The organism is Nonomuraea sp. NPDC048901 (assembly GCF_040649695.1).
Taxonomy (GTDB): Bacteria; Actinomycetota; Actinomycetes; order Streptosporangiales; family Streptosporangiaceae; genus Nonomuraea.
This window is the reverse complement of record NZ_JBEZFW010000007.1, coordinates 398,269-416,250: the sequence shown is the minus strand read 5'-3', so window position 1 is coordinate 416,250 and position 17,982 is coordinate 398,269. Positions and strand designations below refer to the sequence as shown.

Here is a 17,982-nt window from a genome sequence, read left to right as displayed (position 1 = left end):
AGCTCAGGCGCTGGGGGCCACGTCCGGGGCACGTTCGAGGTCGCCGGTCTCGTTCCGGCGCAGGGCCCGCCTGCCGAAGACGATCACGTACGCGAGGAAGGCCCCTTCGGCGAGCACCCCGATGCCCACCCGCACCGGGGTCGGCAGCCCGGACGGCGTGACGAACGCCTCGATGAGCCCTGACACGAACAGCACCCCGACCAGCCCGAGCGCCACGCTGACCACCGCCCGGCCCTGCTCCGCCAGCGCCTCGACCCGCCTGCGCGGCCCGGGGTCGATGACCGTCCAGCCCAGCCGCATGCCGACGGCCGCCGCCAGGAAGACCGCGGTCAGCTCCAGCAGGCCGTGCGGGGTGATCAGCCCGAAGAAGATGTCCAGCTTGCCGCGGGAGGCCATCAGCCCGGCGGAGACGCCGAGGTTGGCGGCGTTCGACCAGAGCAGCACGGGAATCGGCAGGCCCAGGAGGATCGCGTAGATGATGACCTGCGCCGAGACCCACGCGTTGTTGATCCACACGTGTCCGGCGAAGGAGGCGGCCGGGTTCTCCGAGTAGTAGTCGGCGAAGTCGTGCTCGACGAGCTGCGTGATCTCGTCGGGCGAGGCGATGGAGGTCTGCACCTGGGGATTGCTCGCCACCCACGCGCCGAGCACCCACGAGACGGCGATGAACGCCAGCGACGTGGCCAGCCACCACCACCTGGCCCGGTAGGCCACCACCGGGAACGACACGGTGACGAACCTGACGAACTCCCGCCAGGCGGGCGTGTGCGCGCCCGTCACCGCCGACCGCGCCCTGGCCACCAGCGCGGACAGGCGGCCGGTCAGCATCGCGTCCGCGGAGGACGAGCGGACGATCGACAGATGCGTGGACACCCGCTGGTAGAGGTCGACCAGCTCGTCGACCTCGGGACCGGTCAGGGAGGAGCGGCGTTTGATCAAGTGCTCCAATCTGTCCCATACCGGGCGGTGTGCGGTGACGAACGCATCGATGTCCACCCGACCATTGTGGCCGGTCATCCATCGGGTCAATGCCGTTAGGCTCCACGTATGTCAGAGGTTGTGACCGGTGACGCCGTCGTCGTCGAGGTACGGGTGGCCCAGATGCCGTCCCGCGCCCTGGCGCTCATCATCGACATGGCGGTCCAGATGACCGTCCTGATCGCCACGTACGTTGCATTGCAAGCGTTCTTCCTGGTCACCGACACGGCGCTGTTCGCGGCCGTGTCGATCGTGCTGCTCGTGCTGGTGATCGTGGGCTACCCGGTCATCTTCGAGACGGTGAGCAGAGGGCGGAGCCTCGGCAAGCTGGCGCTCGGGCTGCGGGTGGTCAGCGACGACGGGAGCCCCGAACGGTTCAGGCAGGCGCTGTTCCGGGGGCTGGCCGGGCTGGTGGAGTTCTGGATGTTCTCCGGGGCGCCGGCGTTGATCTCCTCGCTGGTCTCCCAGCGGGGCAAGCGGCTGGGCGACATCTTCGCGGGCACGATCGTGATCTCGGAGCGCGGGCCGCGATCCGACGGGCATCTGATCATGATGCCGCCACCGCTGGCCGCCTGGGCCGCGACGCTGGAGCTCTCCCAGCTGCCCGAGGAGGTGGCGACGGCCGCCCGGCAGTACGTCTCCCGCTGGCACGACCTGTCGCCGCAGATCCAGCACGAGGTGGGGATGCGCATCGCGACTCAGGTGGCGGCGTTCGTCTCGCCGGCCGCGCCGTCCGGGGTGCCGCCCCACGCGTACCTGAGCGCCGTCCTGGCCGAGCGTCGCAGGCGCGACCAGGTACGGCTGGCCCAGCGCAACGGCATGACGCCCCCGGTCCAACCTGGACCTTTCCCCCAGCCGGGGCCCTTTGCGCAACCGGGGGCGTACCAGGCGCCTCAGCCGGGGTACCAAGCGCCCTATCCGCCGACGACGCCGCCCGCTCAGCCGTACCAACCTCAGGCCGCCCAGCCGTACCAGCCGCAGGCGCCGAGTGCGCCGGAGTCGCCGCCGCAGGCGACTCCGGGTGGGTTCGTGCCGCCCCAGTAACCCGGCGGGTCAGTAGGCGTACTGGGTCTGGGTGTTGAGGACCTTCAGCCGCTTCGCAGCGGCCGGGTCGGTCCGCTGGTCGGTGATGGTCAGCACGTCCAGGCCCTTCTGGATGTCGCTGCTGTAGATGTGGCCGTTGTAGTAGTAGGCCGACCAGGAGCCGCCGAGGTTCTGGGGCTTCAGCGGGCCGCGGTCGAAGTAGCCGATCTCCGCGGGCGCCGACGAGTCGGTGAAGTCCCAGATCGACACGCCGCCCTGGTACCACGCCTGGACCATGATGTCGCGGCCCGCGACCGGGATCAGCGAGCCGTTGTGCGCCACGCAGTTCTCGTCCCCGGTCTGGTTGCGCGGGATCTTGTAGTAGCTCTTGAACGCGAGCTGGCCGTCGGTGATGTCATAGACCGCGTCCGCGCCCCGCTGGGGACCGACCGCCGCGTTGCAGGCGGCCATGACGCCCCCGCCCAGTTCGTCGGTGAAGACAACCTTGGTGCCGGTGTTGTTGAACGTCGCCGAGTGCCAGAACGCGAAGTTCTCGTCGGTGACCCTGGCCGTGACCTTCGGGTGCTCCCTGTCGGAGATGTCCATGAGCACGCCGTCGCCCATGCAGGCGCCCGCGGCCAGGTCCTTGGCCGGGAACACGGTGATGTCGTGGCAGCCGGTCGTGGGGGCGAGCAGGTCCTCCTGCTTCTCGTTGCCGCCGTCGGGGAAGAGCACCGGGCGCGCGACGACCTTGGCGGAGGTGGGCTTGCCGAGCGGCACCTTGACGATCGAGATCCGGTCGTGCGGCGGCTTGCAGTCGGGGTACGACTTGGCGGGCCCGTACGACGAGACGTACAGGTAGACGGCCGTGCTCTTCTTGCCCGGCCGCGTCTTGTCGGGCACGAGCGTGTGCGTGTGCGAGCCGCAGGCGGTCTCGATGGCCTTGATGTACTTGGGCCGTTTCTTGTCGCTGATGTCGAAGATCCGGATGCCCTCCCACGCCGACTTCACGCTGGGCGTCTCGGCGTCGGCCTTGCAGGAGTCATTGGTCATCGACTCGTCCACCGACAGGAAGAGCAGGTCGCCCTGGACCGAGACGTCGTTCTGGGCGGCGGGGCAGGTGACGCGGCTGACGACCGCCGGCTTGGCCGGGTTCTTGATGTCGTAGATCGTGAAGCCGTGATAGTTGCCCTGGAAGGCGTAGTCACCCTGGAAGGCCAGGTCGGTGTCGTAGGCTTCGGAGTCCTTGAACGGCCCCTGTTTCGGGACGTTGGCGACGAGCTTGACGTTGGCGCTGGCCTTGACGCCGTCCGACGCCTGGGCCGGTAGCACCGGCAGCACCAGCAACGCCGCTCCCGCCACGATCAAGGCGCGGCCGAATCTGGACACCACGAAGGACCTCCTGGTTTGGGTTGGCACTAGCCGCATCACTATGACAGGAAAAATCAGTAACTAGGGGGCGTCGCGGCAATGATGAAGTCGGTGGGTTCGGTGCCCGTGTTCAGATAGCGGTGCGGCAGCGAGGAGTCGAAATAGCAGCTGTCGCCCGCCTCGAGTTCATGGTTGATGCCTGAGACCTCGACGACGAGCCGCCCCCGCAGCACCATCACGCACTCCTCCGACGGATGCGTCCACGGCTCGGCGGCCGACGAGCCACCGGGCAACAGGTGCCCCTCCAGGACCTCCAGCAGTCCGCGACCCGGCGACACGCGCGTGTAGGTGATCCCGTCGGCCGGCGACTTGACCCGCACCCTGGCGTCGGCGCGGATCACCGCCACGAGCGCCGGATCCGACTCCTGGAACAGGCTGAACAGCGGCAGCCCCAACGCCTTGGCGATCTTCCGCAGGGTCTCCAGACTGGGGTCGTCCCGATTGCGCTCGACCTGGCTGAGCAACGCGCTCGGCACCCCCGAGGCAGTCGCGAGCTGCGCCACGGTGAGATTACGTTCGGACCGGAGCTCGCGAATTCTGGTGCCAATCATCCGGCGATCCTATCGATGTAGCGTGATTGAAGGTTTATTGAATTCAAGGAAATCAGCTGACAGGCGGCCCGGAATGTTACATATGTTAAACGCTGCCCAATTCCGGGCGGAGTTTCCGTCGCTGGCCGACACTGTGCATCTGGCGACTTGCAGCCAGGGCGCCCTGTCCGCCCAGCTGGCGTACTCGCTGCAGGAGATCGGCTACTCGCTCCGCGACAAGGGCGCTCCCTGGGAGGTGTGGATGGCCGAGGTCGAGTGGGCCCGCGAGCGGTTCGCCCGGCTCATCGGGGCCTCCCCCGGCGAGATCGCGGTGCTCTCGTGCGCGTCGGAGGCCGCCTTCCAGGTCGCCTCGTCGCTCGACTGGTCGAGCCGCCCCGGCATCGTGACCAACGACCTGGAGTTCCCGTCGATCGCGCACGTCTGGCTGGCGCAGGGCGGACGCGGCGCCCAGGTGCGGGTGGCCGCGGACATGGGCGAGTACGTCGAGGCCGGAGCGTACGCGCGGGTGGTGGACGAACGCGTCAACCTGGTGTCGGTCCCGCTGATCACCTACCGCAACGGCGCCCGCCTGCCCGCCCAGGACGTCGTACGGCTGGCGCACGAGCAGGGGGCGCGGGTGTTCGTGGACGCCTACCAGGCCACCGGGGTCACCCCGATCGACGTTCGCGCGCTCGGCTGCGACTATCTGGCCTCGGGCTCACTGAAGTACCTGCTCGGCCTGCCCGGCATCGCGTTCCTCTACGTGCGCGACGGCCTGGAGCATCAGCGCGACCCGGAGCTGACGGGCTGGTTCGGCCGGGTGAACCCGTTCGCGTTCGACACCCGGCTGCTGGACTTCCCCGGGGACGCGCGGCGCTTCGAGACCGGCACACCGCCCGTGCCGTCGGCCTACGCGGCCAACGCCGGGTTCGATCTCATCGAGCGGGTGGACCCGCGGGCCGTACAGGATCATGTGTCGGAGCTCGTCGAGGAGCTGGCCGAGCGGCTGGCGGCGGCGGGCGAGCGGGTGGCGAGCCCGGCCGGCGCGCGCGGGCCGCAGGTGGCGATAGCGGACGACGACCCCCAAGGGCTGGCCGCCCGGCTGGCCGAGCGGCGCATCGTGACCGCGCCGCGCGGCGACCTGCTGCGCATGTCGTTCCACTACTACAACGACCGGTCCGACGTGGCGGCCGTCGCGGACGCCATCAGCCTCTGCCGCAAGTCCTGAGGCTCCGCCGGTACAACGGAGGTCTCAGGACTTACGCCAGTACGGCGGAGCCGGGTGGGCTCCGCCGTACCAGGTGGCCGGATCAGTGCCAGGTGGCCGGATTTAGTGCCAGATGGCGGGATCAGTGCCGGGTGGCCGGCTCAGTCGTCGTAGCCCCAGCCCCACTCGCGGTAGGACTGCTGGGTCTGGACGTTCAGCTGATCGGCGTGCACCCGTGCGGCGCCGTCGGTCAGCCGGTCATTGATCTTGATGACGTCCAGGCCCTCGTGGAAGTCGGCGGCGTAGATGTAGCCGTTGTAGTAGTACGCCGACCACACGCCACCGCCGCTGTTGTCGGCGCGGGGGCCGCGCTCGAAGTAGCCGATCTCCCTCGGCGCGGCCGAGTTGGTGAAGTCCCAGATCGAGACCCCGCCCATGTACCACGCCTGGACCATGATGTCCTTGCCCTTGACCGGGATCAACGAGCCGTTGTGCGCGACGCAGTTCTCGCTGTCGGCCTGGTAGCGCGGGATCTTGAAGTAGCTCTTGAAGACGAGCCGGCCGTGCGAGATGTCATAGATCGCGTCGGCGCCGCGGTTCGGCCCGGTCGCCTCGTTGCAGGTGGCCGCGCCGCCGCCGCCGAGCTCGTCGGTGAAGACGACCTTCTTGGCGTCGTTGCTGAACGTCGCCGAGTGCCAGAAGGCGAAGTTCGGGTCGGTGGTCCTGGCCGTGACCTTCGGGTTCAGCCGGTCGGAGATGTCGAACAGCACGCCGTCACCCATGCAGGCGCCCGCCGCGATGTCCTTCTCCGCGTACACGGTGATGTCGTGGCAGCCGCTGGTCGGGATGAGCAGCCCCGGCTGGGTCTCGTTGCCGCCGTCGGGGAAGACGACCGGGGTGGCCGCGACGGCCGCCGCGGTCGGGTTCTTCAGCGGCACCTTGACGATCGAGATCTTGTCGTGCGGCGGCAGGCAGTCGGGGAAGGTCGCGTTCGGGTTGTACGACTGCACGTAGATGTAGACGTTCTTCTTCTTGTCCCAGCCCTTGCCCGGCACCAGCGTCAGCGTGTGCGAGCCGCAGTTCGTCTCGACGGACTTGATGTACTTGGGCGCGGTCTTGTCGCTGATGTCGAAGATCCGGATGCCCTCCCAGGCCTCCTTGTGATCCGCCGACAGAGCCGTGCTGTTGCAGGAGTCGTCGCTGCGCGAGGAGTCGACGGCGGTGAAGAGCAGATTGCCGTAGACGGTGACATCCATCTGGCTTCCAGGACACACGACCGAACTGACCGGTGTGGCCTTCTTCGGGTTCCGGATGTCGTAGATGGAGAAGCCGCCGTAGTTGCCCACGTAGGCGTAGTCACCCTGGAAGGCGATGTCGGTGTTGATGGTGGCGGCGATCGGCGCCGGCTTGGGGATGTTCAGCACGTGGGTCACGTTCGGGCTGGTCACCACGGTGTCGGCCGGCGGGATGTCGGCGGCCAACGCGGGCAGCGCCGTCAGTCCTAACGCGACGGCGGCTCCGGCCGCGACCAGGGTCCTGCGAAGGGTCAGCACCCTCGGGCTCCTTCCGGGTCATAAGGCACACATAAATGACAAGATTCTGACCCGGACTGTCAGCTCTCGCCTAGCAAGCACTGTGTCAATAAATTTGCTGACTTGCCCTATTTCCTTGGAGTCGGAGAGGCGTCTATAGTGCGACGTCGCGACTCCCCGCGGTCAAGGAGGTCAGGTGCGCTACGCACTAACCGTCGGCACCTGCGCCATCCTGCTCGTCACCGGCTGTTCGGGGGGCACCTCCGCGGCCCCGCCCGCCCCGACCGCCGACGCCACGGCGCCCGTCATCGCTCCCGGACGACCCGGCGAGGAGGCCAGGACGCTGAGCCCGAGCGAGGCCGCCACCGCCGTACCGCCCCAGAAGGCCAACGCGGCCGACGTCCGCTACATGCAGAACATGATCATCCACCACCGCCAGGCCCTCGACATGGCCCTGCTGGCCGCCTCGCGGTCGGCGAACGACGGGGTGAAGCGCCTGGCGTCGCGGATCAACCAGGTGCAGGGCCCGGAGATCGCCATGATGACGGACTGGCTGAAGGCCCAGGGCCAGCAGGTGCCCGACCACCACGCCGCCCACGAGGGCATGCCGGGCATGGCCACGCCGGAGCAGATGGAGAGCCTCAAGGCGGCCAAGGGCCCGGCGTTCGACCAGCTGTTCGTCCAGCTGATGACCGCTCACCACCAGGGCGCGATCACCATGTCGACCGAGGTCATCACCCAAGGCTCGCACCTGCGCGTCCAGGAGATCGCCGAGGACATCTCGGTGAGCCAGGCGGCGGAAATCCGGCGGATGGGCCAACTGCTCTAGCAGCCGGACCCACCAGGAGGGCGCTCTAGAAGCCGCCCCCAGGAATGTGCCCTGGAAACCAGGAATGTTGGCCTAGGAACCGACCCGCCAGGAATGCAGATATTCCTCCTGCTCGCCGGTGAGCGTGTCGATCCCGATCCCGGCGGCGGCCAGCTTGAGCCTGGCCACCTCGTGGTCGATCTCCTCGGGTACGTCGTAGACGCCCGGCATCAGCCGCGCCCGCTCCTCGGCCAGCCAGGCGACGGCCAGCGCCTGCGCCGAGAACGACATGTCCATCACGGCCGCCGGATGCCCTTCGGCCGCGGTCAGATTGACCAGCCGCCCTTCGGCCAGCAACAGCAGCCGCCGCCCGTCCGCCAGCACGTACTCGTCGGTGTTGGGCCGGACCCCGCGGTGGACCTCCTCGGCCAGCTCGTCCAGGGCCCGCACGTCGATCTCGATGTCGAAATGCCCGGCGTTGGCGAGAATGGCGCCATCCTTCATGAGGGCCAGATGCTCGCCCCGGATGACGTCCCGGTTCCCGGTGACGGTGATGAACAGATCCCCTGCCACGGCGGCCTCCGCCATGGGCCGCACCTCGTATCCCTGGAGGGTGGCGTCCAGCGCCTTGACGGCGTCGATCTCGGTGACGAGCACCCGCGCCCCCAGCCCCTTGGCCCGCTCGGCGACCCCCCGGCCGCAGTAGCCGAACCCGGCCACCACGACGGTCCGCCCGGCCAGCATCATGTTGGTGGCCCGCATGATCCCGTCGAGCGTGGACTGCCCGGTCCCGTAGCGGTTGTCGAACATCCGCTTGGTCCGGGTGTCGTTCACGGCCACCACCGGAAACCGCAAGGCGCTCTCGGCGGCCATCTGCCGCAACCGGATGATCCCGGTAGTGGTCTCCTCGCAACCTCCGGAGACCCCGTCCAGGAGATCGGTCCGCTCGGTGTGCAGGATGTTGACCAGATCGCACCCGTCATCCAGCACCAGATCAGGCCCCAGATCGAGCGCCTGATGAATATGCCGGTAGTAGGTGGCCCGATCCACCCCTGCCCGGGCGTGAACGGCTATCCCATAGCCGCGCAACGCCTGGGCGACGTCATCCTGCGTGGACAGGGGGTTGGAGGCGGCAAGAGCGATCTCAGCGCCTCCGGCCTTCAACGCCCCCATGAGCACCGCGGTCTCAGCGGTGACATGCAGGCAAGCGGCGATCTTCAACCCGTCGAGCGGCCGGGACACAGCGAACCGCGCCCCCACAGCGGTCAACACAGGCATGGACCGAGCGGCCCAACTGATATGCCGCTCTCCACTCTCCGTAAGATCCACCGCTCCACCCCACACTTCCCCGAAGAAGACGGTCAAGAAGACGCACGTAACGGCGCCCCGCCCCGCATCACCGGAGGAGCGTTCCCCTGGACAGACGCCAACCCCGTGCGGGGTTGGCGCTCACCGTGCTCTGCCGTAAAAAATAGAAATCAGTACCGGTAGTGGTCGGACTTGAACGGGCCCTCGACGGGGACGCCGATGTACTCGGCCTGGACCTTGGTCAGCTCGGTGAGCTTCACGCCCAGGGCGTCCAGGTGCAGGCGGGCGACCTTCTCGTCCAGGTGCTTGGGCAGCACGTAGACGCCGATCGGGTATTCGTCCGTCTTCGTGAACAGCTCGATCTGCGCGATCACCTGGTTGGTGAACGAGTTGGACATGACGAAGCTCGGGTGCCCGGTGGCGCAGCCCAGGTTCATCAGCCGGCCCTCGGCCAGGACGATGATCGAGTGGCCGTCGGCGAACACCCACTCGTCGACCTGCGGCTTGATGTTGCGCTTCTCGACGCCGGGCAGCTTGGCCAGGCCGGCCATGTCGATCTCGTTGTCGAAGTGCCCGATGTTGGAGACGATCGCCTGGTGCTTCATCTTCGCCATGTGGGCGGCGGTGATGATGTCGAAGTTGCCCGTCGCGGTGACGAAGATGTCGGCCAGGCCGACGACCTCGTCCAGCGTGGTGACCTGGAAGCCGTCCATGGCCGCCTGGAGCGCGCAGATCGGGTCGATCTCGGTCACGATGACGCGGGCGCCCTGGCCGCGCAGCGCGTCGGCACAGCCCTTGCCCACGTCGCCGTAGCCGCAGACCACGGCCACCTTGCCGCCGATCAGCACGTCGGTGGCGCGGTTGAGGCCGTCGATCACCGAGTGGCGGCAGCCGTACTTGTTGTCGAACTTGGACTTGGTCACCGAGTCGTTGACGTTGATCGCCGGGAACAGCAGCGAGCCGGTCTTGTGCATCTCGTAGAGGCGGTGCACGCCGGTCGTGGTCTCCTCGGTCACGCCCTTGATGCTCTCGGCGATCGCGGTCCACCGCTTGTCGTCGCCGACCGTGCGCTGGAGCAGGTCGATGATGACGTGCCACTCCTCCGGGTCGTCGTCCGTGGCGGACGGGACGGCCCCGGCCTTCTCATACTCGGCGCCCTTGTGGACGAGGAGCGTGGCGTCGCCGCCGTCGTCGAGGATCATGTTGGGGGTCTGGCCGCCCGGCCAGGTGAGCGCCTGCTCGGTGCACCACCAGTATTCCTCCAGTGTCTCGCCCTTCCAGGCGAAGACCGGTACGCCCTTGGGGTCCTCGACGGTGCCCGTGGGGCCGACGACGACCGCGGCGGCGGCGTGGTCCTGGGTGGAGAAGATGTTGCAGCTGACCCAGCGGACCTCGGCGCCGAGCGCGACCAGCGTCTCGATGAGGACGGCGGTCTGGATCGTCATGTGCAGGGAGCCCATGATCCGCGCGCCGGACAGGGGTCGCGCACTTGCGTACTCACGGCGGATGGCCATGAGGCCGGGCATCTCATGCTCGGCGAGCCGGATCTCCTTGCGGCCGAAGTCGGCAAGTGAAAGGTCGGCGACCTTGAAGTCCATCGGGTTTTCCCCTCGCATCACGGAGTTGTCGCGATGAGTTTAGGTGCCGTCCGAGCAAGGTCGCATCTCTACCACCCGAAAACTGACGTAAGAATGTAAGGATGCGCATCACTGAAGCGGCCAGGCGGCTCGGCATGTCCCCGCGAATGCTCCGATACCGGGAAGCTCTGGGCCTTCTGCCGCCGGTCCGGGAGCAGGGTGCGCATCGGCGGTTCGGCACGGACGAGCTCGCGGCCGTGGCTCAGGGGATCGAGCTGGAGAAGCGGTTCGACATCTCGCCCGCCGAATTGGCGTTCGCGTTGCGCGTGCTGAGCGAGCCCGCCGTGGCGGGCGCCGTACGCGATCTCGGGGTGCGAATCGGGCGCATCCCGGCGCCGCGCCGCGCCCTGGACTTCGAGCAGGAGAAGGCGTTGCGCCTCCTGCGAACCTCCGCTCCCGGCCACGCGTCCAAACGGTCATGATGGAACTGCTGATGGCCACCGTGCTCTCCCTCTCCCCGGCGCAGCTGACCGGCGAGGTCAAGGTCTACTTCGCCAAGGGAGACGGCATTCCCGGCAAGGTGGTCGCGGTGACCAGGAAGGCGCCCGATCACGGCGTCGCCGAGTTCGTGATCGAGCAACTGATCGCGGGCCCGACCAAGGCGGAGCGCGGGAGGGGCCTGCACTCCGAACTGACCGGACGGCTGCGCGGGCCGTCCGACTGCGGCGCCGACTTCAAGCTGAAGATCAAGGACGGCAAGGCCACGCTGCGCTTCTGCCGGACGGTGTGGGGCAGCGGGGTGGGCGGCGACGCGCGTGCCCTGCACACGATCGCCGCCACGTTGAAGCAGTTCAAGTCGGTCAAGAAAGTGATCACGCTGGACAAGGACGGCCGCTGCCTGTTCGACCAGTCGGACGCGGGCACGTCCTGCATAACCGGCCACGAGTAAGGGCCGCTAAGCGGCGGAGGCAGGGGCGTGGAGCTGCTGGGCGAGCCACGGCAGGGCCTGCGGCAGCTCCCTGTTCCAGGTGTTGAAGTTGTGCCCGCCGCTGGGCAGGATCAGCGACGACGCCTGCATCGGCGGCTTCACCGCGGCCAGGAACTGCTGCGTCGACCGGTAGTCGCTTTCGCCCTTCTTGCTGCTGGTGACCAGCACGGTGACCGGCGGTGCGGGCAGGCTGGACAGCCGCCACATGAGGTCATTGCGCTGTTCGACCGCCTTGTCCCCGCCGAACAGGTCACCGGTGGTGCCGTCGATGATCGTCTTGTAGTAGCCCGAGAGCGACACGGCCGCCGAGAACGCGTCCGGATGGGTCATGGAGAGCTTCAGCGCGCAGTAGCCGCCGGTCGAGCCACCCAGTACGCCCCAGTAGTCCCGCCCGCTCCCCACCCGGTACGAGGCGATCATGTCCCGCCGCACATCAGTGGCGAAGTACGTCTGCACCTGCGGCCCGTTCGGCACGTCGACGCACTCGGTGTCGCGCGGCAGCACCACACTCGGCCGCATCATCACCAGGATCGTCGGCTTGACCTGGTGCTTGGCGATCGCGCTCGCCATCCGCCCAGGCAGGTCGAGCCGGGTCATGAGGTTGCGCGGGTCGCCCGGGTAGCCGGTCAGCGACAGGATCGCAGGGAAGCGCGCCTGCTTGTCGGTGAAGTAGGCCGAGGGCAGGAAGATGTACGCCTCCTCGCTGAGGTGCGTGGTCGGCCCCGGCATCATCACCTGCTCGATCCGCCCGCCCCGTACGGCCCGCTGGGACAGCACCTTGATGCCCGCGCCGACGCCCGCGACCGTGATGGGCGCCGATCCCGTGTCGGTGCCGAGCACGTCGTCCCACGAGCCGTAGAAGCCGAAGTAGGAGTTCCCGATCAGGGCGAGCGCCACCAGCGTTAACAGCTGGTCTCCCGCTAGCACACCCACCCTGCCCAGTACGGCCGGCCAGCCGCGGCCGCTCAGCCGGGGCCACAGCCACACGGTCGCGACCAGCGCCCCTACCGCGAGCACCAGCACGAGAAATTGAAGTTTCACCGAGGTCAGTCCCATATCGCCCTCCACGATAGGCATACTCCGCGCGGCGTAAGCATCGGGTTAAGCCCTTGCGGCAAATCTGTCGGCGCGGACCCCGGTTCGGCTCTTCGACCTGATCGCCGGTTGGCCCGGTCTCGGACCGGAACCACCTGATCACCACCGGCGAGCTAACACAGCCGTTATAGAGCCTCGAATCTAATATGGAGCTGTGAAGAGGCTCGCGCGCCCATGGGTGCCGACTGTCACCGGCTACGCCTCACTGATGATCGGTCTGCTCGACATCATCAGGGCCGTGGCCCCGGGATTCGGTCGCACGAGGATGGGCCAGTGGTCCGATCTGCTGCCCGGCATCGTCACCACGCTCGCGCGGGCGACGGCCCTGATCGTCGGCATCCTGCTGGTGATGCTGGCGCACGGGCTGCGCCGCAGGAAGGCGCGGGCCTGGCGGGCGATGGTGGTGCTGCTGCCGGTGAGCGCGGCCGTAGAGCTCGTCCACCTGCGTCACCTGGTCACGGCCGTGCTCAGCCTGGTCGTCTGCCTGGTGCTGCTGCTGAACAGGCATGAGTTCGTCGCGCTGTCCGACCCCCGCACCCGCTGGCGGGCGCTGTGGAACTTCCTCGGACTCGGCGCCCTCGACCTCGGCCTCGGCTACCTGCTGGTCAGCGCCCACCCGAGGGTCATCGTCGGCGACCCGAGCGTGCTGGACCGGTTCCAGCATGTCGTGTACGGCCTGGTGGGCGTCGAGGGCCCGGTCACCTACACCGACGACCGCGTCTCTGACCTGGTCTACCTCTCGCTGATCGCGCTCGGCACACTGACCGCGGTCACCTCCCTCTACCTGCTGCTGCGCCCCGAACGCCCGATCTCCGAGCTCACCGAGGACGACGAGCGGCGGCTGCGCGACCTGCTCGGCAGACACGGGCAGCGCGACTCGCTCGGCTACTTCGCGCTCCGCCGCGACAAGAGCGTGCTCTTCTCCCCCTCGGGCAAGGCCGCGATCGCCTACCGGGTCGTCTCGGGCGTCATGCTGGCCAGCGGCGATCCGATCGGCGACCGCGAGGCGTGGCCGGCGGCGATCGACGGGTTCATGGCCAAGGCCAGACGGCACGCCTGGGTGCCCGCGGTGATCGGCTGCGGCGAGGTCGGCGGCGAGGTGTGGACCCGCAGGACCGGAATGTCGGCGCTGGAGCTCGGCGACGAGGCGGTGGTCGAGGTCGCCGACTTCACGCTGGAGGGCCGGGCCATGCGCAACGTCCGCCAGATGGCCAACAGGGTCGAGCGCGGGGGCTACACCTGCCGCGTCCGACGGGTCGCCGACCTGACCGGGGACGAGAAGGAACGGATCAAGCAGGCCGCCGTCTCCTGGCGCGGCACCGACACCGAACGCGGCTTCTCCATGGCGCTCGGCCGCTTCGGCGACCCCGCCGACGCCGACTGCGTGGTGGCCACCGCGCACAAGGACGGCGAGATCAGCGCCGTGCTGCACTTCGTGCCGTGGGGGCCGCACGGCATCTCCCTCGACCTGATGCGCAGGGACCGCGACGCCGATCCCGGACTGAACGAGCTGCTGATCGTCAAGACCCTCCAGGCCGCGCCCGAGATGGCGATCAAGCAGGTCTCGCTGAACTTCGCGATGTTCCGGGCGGTGCTGGCCAGGGGCGAGCGGCTCGGCGCCGGGCCGGTGCTGCGGGCGTGGCGCGGGTTGCTGGTGTTCCTGTCGCACTGGTTCCAGATCGAGTCGCTGTACCGGTTCAACGCCAAGTTCCGGCCGATCTGGGAGCCGCGGTTCGTGGTCTACCCCAATGCCCGGGATCTGCCGCGGATCGGGGTGTCGGCGTTGCAGGCCGAGGCGTTCATCACGCTGGGCCTGCCCAGCCGCGGCTGGCGCCGCGCCACCCGCCTCATCAGACGCAACACGGCCCCACTCACCTCGTAGCCGCGCACACCCGGGGAGGAGCGCGTCAGGCGGTCGGTGTGTGCGAGCGGTCGAGGTCCGGCTCCAGGTAGATGACCCGGGCGATCGGTACGGCCTCACGGATCCGCCGCTCGGCCTCGTCGATGCCCCTGGCGACCTCGGAGGCCGAGTCGTCGTGCGAAACCGCGATCTTGGCCGCCACCAGCAGCTCCTCCGGCCCGAGGTGCATCGTGCGCATGTGGATCACCCGGTCGACCGCCGGCGTGCTCTCCAGCGCGGTCCGGATCTGGGCCTCCATCTCCGCCGAGGCCCCCTCACCGACCAGCAGCGACTTGGTCTCGATGGCCAGCACGACCGCGATCACGGCCAGCAGCAGGCCGATCATCAGCGTGCCGACCCCGTCCCACACGCCGTCGCCCGTGATGACCGCCATCGCCACGCCGAACAGCGCGAAGATCAGGCCGAGCAGCGCGCCAAGGTCCTCCAGCAGGATGACCGGCAGCTCGGGCGACTTGGACCGGCGGATGAACGTCACCCACGACTGACTGCCGCGCAGCGGGTTGGACTCCCTGATCGCCGTACGGAAGGAGAAACCCTCCGCGATGATCGCGAAGATCAGCACCGCGAACGCCCAGATCGGCGACTCCACATCGTGCGGATGCAGGATCTTGGTGACGCCCTCATAGAGCGAGAACGCCGCACCGATCGTGAACAGCACCACGGCCACCACGAACGCGTAGAAATAGCGCTCGCGCCCATATCCGAAGGGATGCGCCTTGTCCCGCTCCCGCTGCGCCCGCTTGCCGCCGAGCAGCAACAGCAGCTGGTTGCCCGAGTCGGCGACGGAGTGGATGCCTTCGGCGAGCATCGAGGACGACCCGGTGAAGAACGCGGCCACGAACTTCGATACGGCGATCGCCAGGTTGGCGGTCAACGCCGCAATGATCGCTTTGCTACCGCCACTCGCGCTCACCGAAAAACTCCACTCATCATGATCATGTCGTTATAGGCCCGAAAAGGGATCCTATTGCGAAATTCTGGCCTTGAGCTCCGTGATCGCCGGCACAGGGGTCGGATCGACGCCATATCCGAGAGCCAGATAGGTGGCCGCGTAGTCGCCCAGGCCGATCAGCGAGGCGATCCGCTCCAGCGGATGCGTGCCTTCGGCGGACAGCTCGGTGACGGGCACGTCGCGGTCGTTCGCCAGTCGTACGGTCGCCTCGCGGCGCCGCGACACCCGTGGGTCCTCCTCGACGTCGCGCAGCATCACCAGCCTGAGCGTGCGGCTGGCGGCGTCGGCGAAGATGTCGCGCTCGGCCATCGGCCCGTCGAAGGCGGCCACCTGGTTGTGGCCGGTCTCGGGCAGCTCGCCGTAGATCGCCGGGTATTTGGCGTTGGTGTTGAGCTGGCAGGCCAGCCGGTAGCCGGCGACCGCGGCGACGGAGGACGAGCCCCAGATCATCGGCACGCTCTCGGCCAGCTCCATGGCCAGCGCCTTGCCCGGGTTGACGAACGACTCGCTGGACGGGCGGCACCGGTGCGCCATGTCCTCCATCGTCCCGGCCACCCGCTCGTAGAGCTCCTCGTCGGCCTTGACCAGGCCGAGCGAGGCGGCGGACACGATCAGCGGGATCGTCAGCAGCCAGAGGTTGGCGCGGGCCTGCCCGGTCGCGGGCACCGCCACGTAGACGGCGGAGGCCTGTCTGGCGATCGCCTCCAGGGGTGAGTCCGCGCTGCCGACCGCGAGCAGGGAGCAACCGCGCCGCACGGCCTCCATGGCCGCCGACAGCGTCTCCTCGGTGCGGCCCGAGCACGACACCGCGATGACCAGATCGGTGGCGCCCACCCAGCCGGGCAGCTGGTGGGAGCGCAGGGTCATGATGGGCATCGGGGCGCCGTTGCCGCAGACCGCGGCCAGGACGTCGCCCGCGATCGCGGAGCCGCCCATGCCCAGGACCACGATCGCGCGCGGGCGTACTCGGGAGATCAGCCGGTCGACGCCCGCCTCGACCGCGGCGCGGTAGGCGATGCGGACCTGGGCGGCCGAGGCCGCCACCGCCACCAGCATGCCGCCCGGATCGGCCTCAGTGAGATGGTGCTGGTCATCGAGCCGCTCGGGCTCCCAGGTCACGGCTTCCTGGCCTCGTCGACGAGCAGGACGGGAATGTCATCCCTGACCGGGTAGATCAGGCCACATCCCGTGCAGACCAGCTCCTCGGTCTCGCTCTCCGCGCGCAGCGGTGACTTGCACGCCGGGCAGGCCAGAATCTCCAGCAGCCAGTCGTCGATCTTCACACTGACACCCCTCTAACCATGGCGAGGACCTCGTCCCGTATCGCCGTCATCTTGCTCTCGTCAGCCGCCTCGGCGTTGAGCCGCAGCAGCGGCTCGGTGTTGGAGGCGCGCAGGTTGAACCACCAGTCGGCGCCGGTCACGGTGAGCCCGTCGAGCTCGTCGACAGCCCCCCTGGAGCCGAACGCCTCTCGTACGGACTGGAGGGCCGCGTCCTGGTCGGCGACCGTGCTGTTGATCTCGCCCGAGGCGTGGTAGCGCGCATAGGCGCCGATCAGCTCCGACAGCGGGCGGTCCTGCTCGCCGAGCGCGGCCAGCACGTGCATCGCCGCGAGCATGCCGGAGTCGGCGAACCAGAAATCGCGGAAGTAGTAGTGGGCGGAGTGCTCGCCGCCGAAGACCGCGCCCGTGCGGGCCATCTCGGCCTTGATGAACGAATGCCCGACGCGGGTGCGCACCGGCTCGCCGCCGTGCTCGCGGACGATCTCCGGCACCCCCGCCGACGTGATCAGGTTGTGGATGATCGTCGCGCCCGGGTATTTGCCCAGCTCGCGTACGGCTACCAGCGCCGTGACGGCGGACGGCGAGACCGACTCGCCGCGCTCGTCGATCACCCAGCACCGGTCGGCGTCGCCGTCGAAGGCCAGCCCGAGGTCGGCGCCCGTCTCGCGGACGGCTCGCTGCAGATCGCGCAGGTTGGCCGGCTCCAGCGGGTTGGCCTCGTGGTTGGGGAAGGAGCCGTCGAGCTCGAAGTAGAGCGGGATCAGCTCGATCGGCAGGCCCTCGAAGACGGCCGGAACGGTGTGACCGCCCATGCCGTTGCCCGCGTCGGCGACGACCTTCAGCGGCCGGATGCTCGACAGGTCGACCAGCTTGCGCAGGTGGTCGGCGTAGCCCTGGAGCAGGTCCTTCTCGATCAGCGAACCGGTCGGCTCGGCGGCTCTGCCAAGCAGCTCGGCCGCGCGGTCGCGGATCTCGGTGAGGCCGCTGTCGCCGCCGATCGGCACCGCGCCCGCGCGGCACATCTTCATGCCGTTGTATCGGGCCGGGTTGTGGCTGGCGGTGAACATCACACCGGGCAGCCCCAGGCTGCCGCTGGCGTAGTAGAGCAGATCGGTGGAGCCCAACCCGGCGTGCACCACGTCGGCGCCGCGCGAGCGCGCCCCGCGCACGAATGCCGCGGACAGCGGCCCGGATGACTCCCGCATGTCATGCGCGACCACGACCGATCGCGCCCCTGTCACCTCGACGAAGGCCGCCCCCACGGCCTCGGCGGTCGGCTCGTCCAGCTCGTCAGGCACCACGCCGCGAACGTCGTACGCCTTGAAGATCTTGGCGAGGTCGCCCACTCT

General features: G+C 68.6%; 17 protein-coding genes. 6 read left to right on the top strand and 11 right to left on the bottom strand.

The features are described from left to right. Positions 1 to 3 precede the first annotated feature (3 nt). The gene (locus AB0C30_RS26555; RefSeq protein ID WP_357949076.1) at positions 4 to 996 is read right to left on the bottom strand and encodes a stage II sporulation protein M; all 993 of its coding nucleotides are present in this window, start codon (positions 994 to 996) and stop codon (positions 4 to 6) included. 51 nt (positions 997 to 1,047) lie between these two features. Here AB0C30_RS26555 and AB0C30_RS26550 point away from each other — a divergent pair, with 51 nt between their 5' ends. Next, positions 1,048 to 2,022, top strand: a complete 975-nt coding sequence (locus AB0C30_RS26550; RefSeq protein ID WP_357949073.1) for an RDD family protein — start codon at positions 1,048 to 1,050, stop codon at positions 2,020 to 2,022. Positions 2,023 to 2,031: 9 nt separating this feature from the next. On the opposite strand, the gene AB0C30_RS26545 is transcribed toward AB0C30_RS26550, so the two are convergent. Together AB0C30_RS26545 and AB0C30_RS26540 are read right to left on the bottom strand one after the other, a co-directional pair. Next, entirely contained in the window at positions 2,032 to 3,393 is a 1,362-nt protein-coding gene (locus tag AB0C30_RS26545) for a hypothetical protein (RefSeq protein ID WP_357949070.1), read from the bottom strand. A gap of 53 nt (positions 3,394 to 3,446) precedes the next feature. Continuing rightward, the gene (locus tag AB0C30_RS26540; protein ID WP_357949068.1) at positions 3,447 to 3,983 is read right to left on the bottom strand and encodes an XRE family transcriptional regulator; all 537 of its coding nucleotides are present in this window, start codon (positions 3,981 to 3,983) and stop codon (positions 3,447 to 3,449) included. 82 nt (positions 3,984 to 4,065) lie between these two features. On the opposite strand from AB0C30_RS26540, the gene AB0C30_RS26535 reads away from it, so the two are divergent. After that, positions 4,066 to 5,190, top strand: coding sequence for an aminotransferase class V-fold PLP-dependent enzyme (locus AB0C30_RS26535; protein WP_357949065.1), 1,125 nt, complete (start codon positions 4,066 to 4,068; stop codon positions 5,188 to 5,190). A gap of 140 nt (positions 5,191 to 5,330) precedes the next feature. On the opposite strand, the gene AB0C30_RS26530 is transcribed toward AB0C30_RS26535, so the two are convergent. Then, positions 5,331 to 6,722 carry a hypothetical protein gene (locus AB0C30_RS26530; RefSeq protein WP_357949062.1) on the bottom strand — a complete coding sequence of 464 codons (1,392 nt, stop codon included), beginning with the start codon at positions 6,720 to 6,722 and terminating at the stop codon, positions 5,331 to 5,333. Positions 6,723 to 6,897: 175 nt separating this feature from the next. Between AB0C30_RS26530 and AB0C30_RS26525 the strand changes: the two genes are divergently transcribed. Continuing rightward, complete coding sequence (locus AB0C30_RS26525; protein WP_357949059.1) at positions 6,898 to 7,530, top strand: DUF305 domain-containing protein; 633 nt, start codon at positions 6,898 to 6,900, stop codon at positions 7,528 to 7,530. A gap of 72 nt (positions 7,531 to 7,602) precedes the next feature. Here AB0C30_RS26525 and AB0C30_RS26520 read toward each other — a convergent pair whose 3' ends face one another. Continuing rightward, positions 7,603 to 8,838 carry an adenosylhomocysteinase gene (locus AB0C30_RS26520; RefSeq protein ID WP_357949056.1) on the bottom strand — a complete coding sequence of 412 codons (1,236 nt, stop codon included), beginning with the start codon at positions 8,836 to 8,838 and terminating at the stop codon, positions 7,603 to 7,605. Positions 8,839 to 8,987: 149 nt separating this feature from the next. Then, a complete protein-coding gene (gene ahcY, locus AB0C30_RS26515; protein WP_357949053.1) occupies positions 8,988 to 10,415 on the bottom strand; it encodes an adenosylhomocysteinase in 1,428 nt (475 codons plus the stop codon). 101 nt (positions 10,416 to 10,516) lie between these two features. Between ahcY and AB0C30_RS26510 the strand changes: the two genes are divergently transcribed. Next, a complete protein-coding gene (locus AB0C30_RS26510) occupies positions 10,517 to 10,876 on the top strand; it encodes a MerR family DNA-binding transcriptional regulator (RefSeq protein WP_357949050.1) in 360 nt (119 codons plus the stop codon). After that, positions 10,873 to 11,343 carry a GerMN domain-containing protein gene (locus AB0C30_RS26505; RefSeq protein ID WP_357949047.1) on the top strand — a complete coding sequence of 157 codons (471 nt, stop codon included), beginning with the start codon at positions 10,873 to 10,875 and terminating at the stop codon, positions 11,341 to 11,343. Before AB0C30_RS26510 ends, AB0C30_RS26505 begins: the two co-directional genes overlap by 4 nt. Positions 11,344 to 11,349: 6 nt before the next feature. On the opposite strand, the gene AB0C30_RS26500 is transcribed toward AB0C30_RS26505, so the two are convergent. Continuing rightward, positions 11,350 to 12,438, bottom strand: a complete 1,089-nt coding sequence (locus tag AB0C30_RS26500) for an alpha/beta hydrolase-fold protein (protein ID WP_357949045.1) — start codon at positions 12,436 to 12,438, stop codon at positions 11,350 to 11,352. A 193-nt stretch (positions 12,439 to 12,631) separates the two neighbouring features. On the opposite strand from AB0C30_RS26500, the gene AB0C30_RS26495 reads away from it, so the two are divergent. Beyond that, on the top strand, positions 12,632 to 14,359 hold the full coding sequence (locus AB0C30_RS26495) for a phosphatidylglycerol lysyltransferase domain-containing protein (RefSeq protein WP_357949042.1): 1,728 nt from the start codon (positions 12,632 to 12,634) through the stop codon (positions 14,357 to 14,359). Positions 14,360 to 14,384: 25 nt separating this feature from the next. Here AB0C30_RS26495 and AB0C30_RS26490 read toward each other — a convergent pair whose 3' ends face one another. From AB0C30_RS26490 to AB0C30_RS26475, 4 genes are read right to left on the bottom strand one after another with little or no spacing between them, the layout of a single operon-like run. Then, the gene (locus AB0C30_RS26490) at positions 14,385 to 15,311 is read right to left on the bottom strand and encodes a cation diffusion facilitator family transporter (RefSeq protein WP_357949038.1); all 927 of its coding nucleotides are present in this window, start codon (positions 15,309 to 15,311) and stop codon (positions 14,385 to 14,387) included. A 51-nt stretch (positions 15,312 to 15,362) separates the two neighbouring features. Next, the gene (locus AB0C30_RS26485) at positions 15,363 to 16,469 is read right to left on the bottom strand and encodes an SIS domain-containing protein (RefSeq protein ID WP_357949036.1); all 1,107 of its coding nucleotides are present in this window, start codon (positions 16,467 to 16,469) and stop codon (positions 15,363 to 15,365) included. After that, the gene (locus AB0C30_RS26480) at positions 16,466 to 16,633 is read right to left on the bottom strand and encodes a Trm112 family protein (RefSeq protein WP_214633501.1); all 168 of its coding nucleotides are present in this window, start codon (positions 16,631 to 16,633) and stop codon (positions 16,466 to 16,468) included. The genes AB0C30_RS26485 and AB0C30_RS26480 overlap by 4 nt, the downstream gene beginning before the upstream one ends. Next, positions 16,630 to 17,979, bottom strand: coding sequence for a phosphomannomutase/phosphoglucomutase (locus tag AB0C30_RS26475; RefSeq protein WP_357949032.1), 1,350 nt, complete (start codon positions 17,977 to 17,979; stop codon positions 16,630 to 16,632). The genes AB0C30_RS26480 and AB0C30_RS26475 overlap by 4 nt, the downstream gene beginning before the upstream one ends. Positions 17,980 to 17,982: the final 3 nt, after the last annotated feature.